The sequence below is a fragment of the Frankia sp. AiPs1 genome, from assembly GCF_023716945.1.
GTDB lineage: Bacteria > Actinomycetota > Actinomycetes > Frankiales > Frankiaceae > Frankia.
Genome location: NZ_JAMQQF010000372.1, coordinates 1 through 5,797, shown reverse-complemented (window position 1 = coordinate 5,797; position 5,797 = coordinate 1). Strand labels below are relative to the sequence as shown.

At 72.0% G+C, this 5,797-nt stretch carries 6 protein-coding genes and 1 pseudogene; 4 read left to right on the top strand and 3 right to left on the bottom strand.

Annotated elements, in window-relative coordinates; genetic code table 11:
* From hisD to hisH, 4 genes are all read left to right on the top strand, one after another.
* On the top strand, positions 1-1,114 hold a 1,114-nt coding region (hisD, locus tag ND748_RS23205), incomplete at its 5' end, for a histidinol dehydrogenase (protein WP_251748078.1).
* A complete protein-coding gene (locus ND748_RS23200; protein ID WP_251748077.1) occupies positions 1,111-2,322 on the top strand; it encodes a histidinol-phosphate transaminase in 1,212 nt (403 codons plus the stop codon). The genes hisD and ND748_RS23200, both read left to right, overlap by 4 nt.
* Positions 2,323-2,386: 64 nt before the next feature.
* The gene (gene hisB / locus ND748_RS23195) at positions 2,387-2,974 is read left to right on the top strand and encodes an imidazoleglycerol-phosphate dehydratase HisB (protein WP_251748076.1); all 588 of its coding nucleotides are present in this window, start codon (positions 2,387-2,389) and stop codon (positions 2,972-2,974) included.
* A complete protein-coding gene (hisH, locus tag ND748_RS23190) occupies positions 2,971-3,600 on the top strand; it encodes an imidazole glycerol phosphate synthase subunit HisH (RefSeq protein ID WP_251748075.1) in 630 nt (209 codons plus the stop codon). The genes hisB and hisH overlap by 4 nt, the downstream gene beginning before the upstream one ends.
* 73 nt (positions 3,601-3,673) lie before the next feature.
* Here hisH and ND748_RS23185 read toward each other — a convergent pair whose 3' ends face one another.
* The 3 genes and pseudogenes from ND748_RS23185 to ND748_RS23175 form a co-directional block, all read right to left on the bottom strand.
* Positions 3,674-4,243, bottom strand: a complete 570-nt coding sequence (locus ND748_RS23185) for a hypothetical protein (protein WP_251748074.1) — start codon at positions 4,241-4,243, stop codon at positions 3,674-3,676.
* Positions 4,244-4,869: 626 nt separating this feature from the next.
* Positions 4,870-5,160 (bottom strand): annotated as a pseudogene (locus tag ND748_RS23180) (transposase); the annotation flags it as partial.
* 104 nt (positions 5,161-5,264) lie between these two features.
* Positions 5,265-5,797: transposase (locus ND748_RS23175; RefSeq protein ID WP_308205707.1), on the bottom strand; the 533-nt coding region annotated here is incomplete at its 5' end.

The following is a 5,797-nucleotide window of genomic DNA, read 5'->3' as shown; positions in this document are numbered from 1 at the left end:
GCCGGCCAGCCTGCGGGTGCCGCGGGCGGCGTTGGACGACGCCGCCGCCGCCCTCGATCCGGCCGTGCGCGACGCGCTTGTCGAGGCGATCCGCCGCAGCCGGCTGGTGCACCGTGCGCAGCTGCGCGAGGCGGTCACGATCGAGGTCGGGCCGGGTCTGACGGTCACCGAGCGCTGGGTGCCGGTCGAGCGGGTCGGGCTGTACGTGCCCGGCGGGCGGGTCGCCTACCCCAGCAGCGTCGTGATGAACGTGGTGCCCGCCCAGGAGGCCGGGGTCGGCTCCCTGGCCGTGTTCTCCCCGCCGCAGCGGGACAACGACGGCCTGCCGCACCCGGTCGTGCTCGGCGCCTGCGCCCTGCTCGGGATCGACGAGGTCTACGCCGCCGGTGGCGCCCAGGCGGTCGCGATGGCCGCCTACGGCACCGCGAGCTGCCCGCCCGTCGACGTCGTCACCGGTCCGGGCAACGTCTACGTGACGGCCGCCAAGCGGCTGGTGCGCGGCGTGGTCGGGGTGGATGCGGAGGCCGGCCCCACCGAGGTCGCGATCCTCGCCGACGCCACCGCGGACCCGGCCTTCGTCGCCGCCGACCTCATCGCCCAGGCCGAGCACGACCCGATGGCCGCCTGCCTGCTCGTCACCTCGTCGGTGGAGCTGGCGGACGCCGTCGACATCGAGCTCGGCAAGCAGGTGCCCGCCACCCGTCACCGCGAGCGGGTCGAGGAGGCCCTCGCCGGCCAGGGCGCCGTGGCGCTCGTCGCCGACGTCGACGCCGGCCTCGCGGTCGCCGACGCGTGGGCGGCCGAGCACCTGGAGGTCCACACCGCCGACGCGGCCGCGGTCGCCGCCCGGGTGCGCCACGCCGGGGCGGTGTTCGTCGGCCCCCACGCCCCCGTCCCGCTGGGTGACTACCTCGCCGGGTCCAACCACGTCCTGCCCACCGGTGGGACGGCGCGCCACTCCGGCGGCCTGGCCGTGGCCGCCTTCCAACGCCAGGTCCACGTCGTGGAGTCCACCCGCGACGCGCTGCACGAAGTCTCCCCGCGCCTCGCCGCGCTCGCCGGGGCCGAGGATCTCACCGCACACGCCGACGCCGTGGAGGCTCGATTCCGATGACGATCCAGGCGTCCCACCTCGCCGAGGCCGGCCCCGCCGGGGACGACCGGCCCTGGCGCCCGCTGGACATCGACGGGCTGCCGTTGCGCGACAGCCTGCGCGGGCTGTCCCCCTACGGGGCGCCGCAGCTCGACGTGCCGGTGCGGCTCAACACCAACGAGAACCCGCACCCGCCGTCGATCGGTCTGGTCGACGCTCTCGGGAAGGCCGCGACCCTCGTCGCCACCGAGGCCAACCGCTACCCCGACCGCGACGCCGAGGCCCTGCGCGCCGACCTCGCCTACTACCTGACCCCCGACGCCGGGTTCGGCGTGCACACCGCCCAGGTCTGGGCGGCCAACGGCTCCAACGAGATTCTCCAGCAGCTCTGCCAGGCGTTCGGTGGGCCCGACCGGGTCGCGGTCGGCTTCGAACCGTCCTACTCGATGCACCGGCTCATCGCCCTGGCCACGGCGACCGAGTGGGTCCGCGAGGAGCGCGCCGCGGACTTCACCCTGTCCGCCGAGGCCGTCACCGAGGCCGTCGAGCGCCATCGCCCGGCGCTGCTGTTCCTCTGCTCGCCGAACAACCCGACCGGCACGGCCCTGCCCTTGGACGTCGTCGTCGCCGCCTGCGAGGCGATGGCCCGCGTCGGCAGCGGCATGGTCGTCGTCGACGAGGCGTACGCCGAGTTCCGCCGGGCCGGGGTGCCCAGCGCCCTGACGCTGCTGCCCCGCCACCCGCGCCTCATCGTCACCCGCACGATGAGCAAGGCGTTCGCCCTCGCCGGCGCCCGGGTGGGCTACCTCGCCGCGCACCCCGCCGTCGTCGACGCGCTGCAGCTCGTCCGGTTGCCCTACCACCTGTCCAGCTTCACCCAGGCGGTCGCCCGCACCGCGCTCGCGCATGCCGACGAGCTGCTCGCCACGGTGGAGACGGTCAAGGCGCAGCGGGACCGGATCGTGGTGGAGCTGGGGGCCCTCGGCCTGCGGCTCGCGCCCAGCGACGCGAACTTCGTGTTCTTCGGCCTGTTCGCCGACCAGCGTGCGGTGTGGCGCGGCCTGCTCGACGCCGGGGTGCTCGTCCGCGACGTCGGCCTGCCCGGCTGGCTGCGGGTCACCGCCGGGCTGCCCGCCGAGGTCGACGCGTTCCTGGCCGCGCTCGGCCGGGTTCTCGCCGGCAGCGACGTGGGCCCGGGCGGCGTCGTCACCCTGTCCTCCAGAGGCTGACCGAGCCATCGCCCCACTGCGCCGGTTCCCACCCGCAACCAGGAAAGACCGAGGAAAGTCTCCGATGGCACGCACCGCGCGGATCGAACGCAAGACGCTGGAGTCCGACGTGCTGGTCGAGCTCGACCTCGACGGGACGGGAGTGGCGACCGCCGACACCGGCGTCCCGTTCTTCGACCACATGATGTCCCAGCTCGGCAAGCACGGCGGGTTCGACCTGACCGTGCGCACCCGCGGCGACCTGCACATCGACTCCCACCACACGGTCGAGGACACCTCGATCGCGTTCGGCGCGGCGCTGCGTGAGGCACTGGGCGACAAGGTCGGCATCCGCCGTTTCGGGGACGCGCTGGTCCCGCTCGACGAGGCCCTCGCGCAGGCCGCGGTCGACCTGTCCGGCCGGCCGTACTGCGTGCACGTCGAGCCGGACCTCGTCGGCCTGATCGGGACCTACGACACCACGCTGACCCGGCACATCTTCGAGTCGATCACCGCGTCGGCCCGGATCGCGCTGCACGTGCGGGTACTGTCCGGCCGCAACGCCCACCACGTCGTCGAGGCGCAGTTCAAGGCGGTCGCCCGGGCCATGCGCGACGCGGTGGCCCTCGACGCCCGGGTGGCCGGCGTCCCGTCCACCAAGGGCGTGCTGTGACGGTGCCATCGGCTCGGCGCGCACGGGTCGTCGTTCTGGACTACGGCTCGGGGAACCTGCGCTCGGCGCAGCGGGCGCTCGCCCGGGTCGGCGCTGATGTGACGGTCAGCGACGATCTTGACGCGGCCATGGCAGCCGACGGACTCGTCGTGCCCGGTGTCGGCGCGTACGCGGCCTGCATGGCCGGCCTGGACCGGCTGGGCGCCGCGCCCGTCGTGCGGCAGCGGGTGGCCGCGGGGCGGCCCGTGCTGGGGATCTGCGTCGGCATGCAGGTGCTCTACGAACTCGGCGACGAGCACGGGGTACGCACCGCCGGGCTCGGCGTGCTGCCCGGCGAGGTGCGTCGCCTCGCCGCGCCCATCCTGCCCCACATGGGCTGGAACACGGTGCGCCCGCCCGCGGCGTCCGCCCTGTTCGCCGGCCTGGCCGCGGACACCCGTTTCTACTTCGTCCACTCCTACGCGGCGAAGGCCGATCCGGACGCCGGCGACACGATCGGCGAACACGGCGAACCGTTCGCCGCCGCAGTCGAGCGCGGGGCCCTGGTCGCGACCCAGTTCCACCCCGAGAAGTCCGGCGACGCCGGCGCCCACCTGCTGACCAACTGGCTCGCCACCCTGTCCTGACGGCGGCGCCATCGCCATCGCCATCGCCGCCATGGCCATGGCCGCGGCTGGTGCCGGGTCGGTGGCGGGTGAGTCAGCCGGCGTGGGCGGGGACCCGGCCGGCGGTGAGCGCCGCGGGCACGGGCAGGCCCAGGTGCTCCAGCAGGGCGGCCAGCTTCAGGTCCAGCTCGATGCCCACGATCGTGATCGCCCGGCTGCCGTAGCTGCGGAAATGCGTGCTCGGCTGGTCGACGCTGAACCAGGTCGTGCCCGCCCGGTCGGTGTGGATCGTGGTCCGCAGCGGGGCGTGCAGCAGCACCCCCGGGTCATGGCGGAACATCCGCTCGGCGATGACATGGTTGCCCATCAGATATTCGACGCACCGCCCCTCGTCGCCGGCCGCCCGAAACATCCAGGTGAACTCGCCGCGCCAGTAGCGGAGGAAGTCGTGCGGCGCGTTCGGCGCGGTCGCGATCCGGACGTCGTCCCAGGTCGGCTCGCCCGCGGCGAGGGCGGCGAAGCGTGCCTCGTCGAGGGCGGGAACCGCCTGCTCATAGCGGCGGACCGTCTCGTCGTAGCTCAGGTCCGTCGCGACGGACAGCCGATGTACCTCGTAGCGCACGGTGCTGACGGCATCGGCGAGTTCGTGATCGGTACTGGTCATGCGCCAGCCTCCCGTCTCGTCCGGCGTGGCGTGCCTGGCACGCCACGCGAACCGGCGGGATTCCCGCCGCTGCTCCGGTCGAAACCGGGGCGTCGGTCACCGGCAGGGTTCGGGCCCCGCCCGGTCCACCACGCTGCGTGACGAACCGCCTGATCTGCAGAAACAGGTTGGTTCTCACGCTATGGACGTGCTCGTGCCCCCGAAAGTGCAGGTCGGCGGGCCGGGTAGATGGTTCGAGCCTCCTTTGGCTCTGTAGCAGTTGACTTCTGTCGGTAGCCGCGGCTGGGGCTGGGGCGGCATGCGGGTCGTTCGCGGCCCTTGGTGCGAGAGCCGACAGGTCCGTTGTGGGGCTCCTGCTTGTGGGAGTTCGTCCGCACGGTCCCGACCCCCTCTGCGTTGGAGGGCGGTGGCGGTCGGCGAATATGGCCCGGATGCTGGGCCTGCGGAGGTTCGGCGCGGACGAGCTGGAGGAGATGCGACGACGCTGGGGCTCCTGACGGCCCAAGGCCAGGTCGATGCCGCGCCGCTGACAGCCTCTCCCGCCAGGCAGGTGGAGGCAACGGCGGGGCGGCCCAGGGGGACTGTCCGAGCTCAGGCTCTTTCGCACATCCGGTGGTGACTGTGCGTTAGCCGAGCAGGATCCGGTGGCGGAGGAGTGAGAAGCCGGCTCGGCCGCGCATCTGGCGCATGATCTTGTTGGTGTTGGTGTTGGTGTTGACGCCTTCGGTGCCGCCGTTGCTGTAGGGCAGGGTGAGCGCGTTGTTCACGGCGTCCCGATCGAGGTCGAGGCCGCGGGTGTAGGCGTGCAGATGAGGCAGGTCGGCGGCCCGGGCGGTGGTGATCCATGCGGTGAGGAGATCGTCGTTGCCGTCGGCTGGGGTGAGCAGCCCGGCGAACTCGCGGACCAGGCTCGCGAGGAGTGCCACATCCGCTGGCGTCCGCACGTGATAGCTGTGCACCCGAGCCTGTCACGATTTCCGTGTAAGCCGGAGATGAACTATCAGCTTACAGGTTCAGGCTATCAGAATGGTAGCCGTCCGGGGAAGAGGTTGACCAGCGTGTTGAGCGCGATTTTCCAGCCGTGGGTTCCGGTGCCGGACTCGCCGCCTCGGTGGCTCGATATGTTGCGCAGTCCCAGGTAGAGGAGTTTCATGGCCGCGTCGCGGTCGGGGAAGTGGCCGCGGTTCTTCGTGATTTTCCGGAGCTGGAAGTTCATTGACTCGATGGCGTTGGTCGTGTAGACGATTTTCCGGAGCTCGGGCGGATAGTCGAGGAACGGGATGAACTCGTCCCAGGCGTGGCGCCACACGTCGACCGCGCCGGGGTACTGGGCGCCGAACGTCTTCTCGAAGGCGGCCAGGCCGAGTTCGGCGGCCTCAAGTGTCGGCGCGGTGTAGATCTCCTTCATCGCCCGGACGACGGCTTTGCGGTCAGTGTAGGAAACGAAGCGCATCGCGTTGCGGATCACATGGACGACGCAGACTCCCGCTGTCAACCTCCCAAGCCAGACTTCATTTTCGATCTTCACTTTTTTGGGCATGCTGACGCCCACCC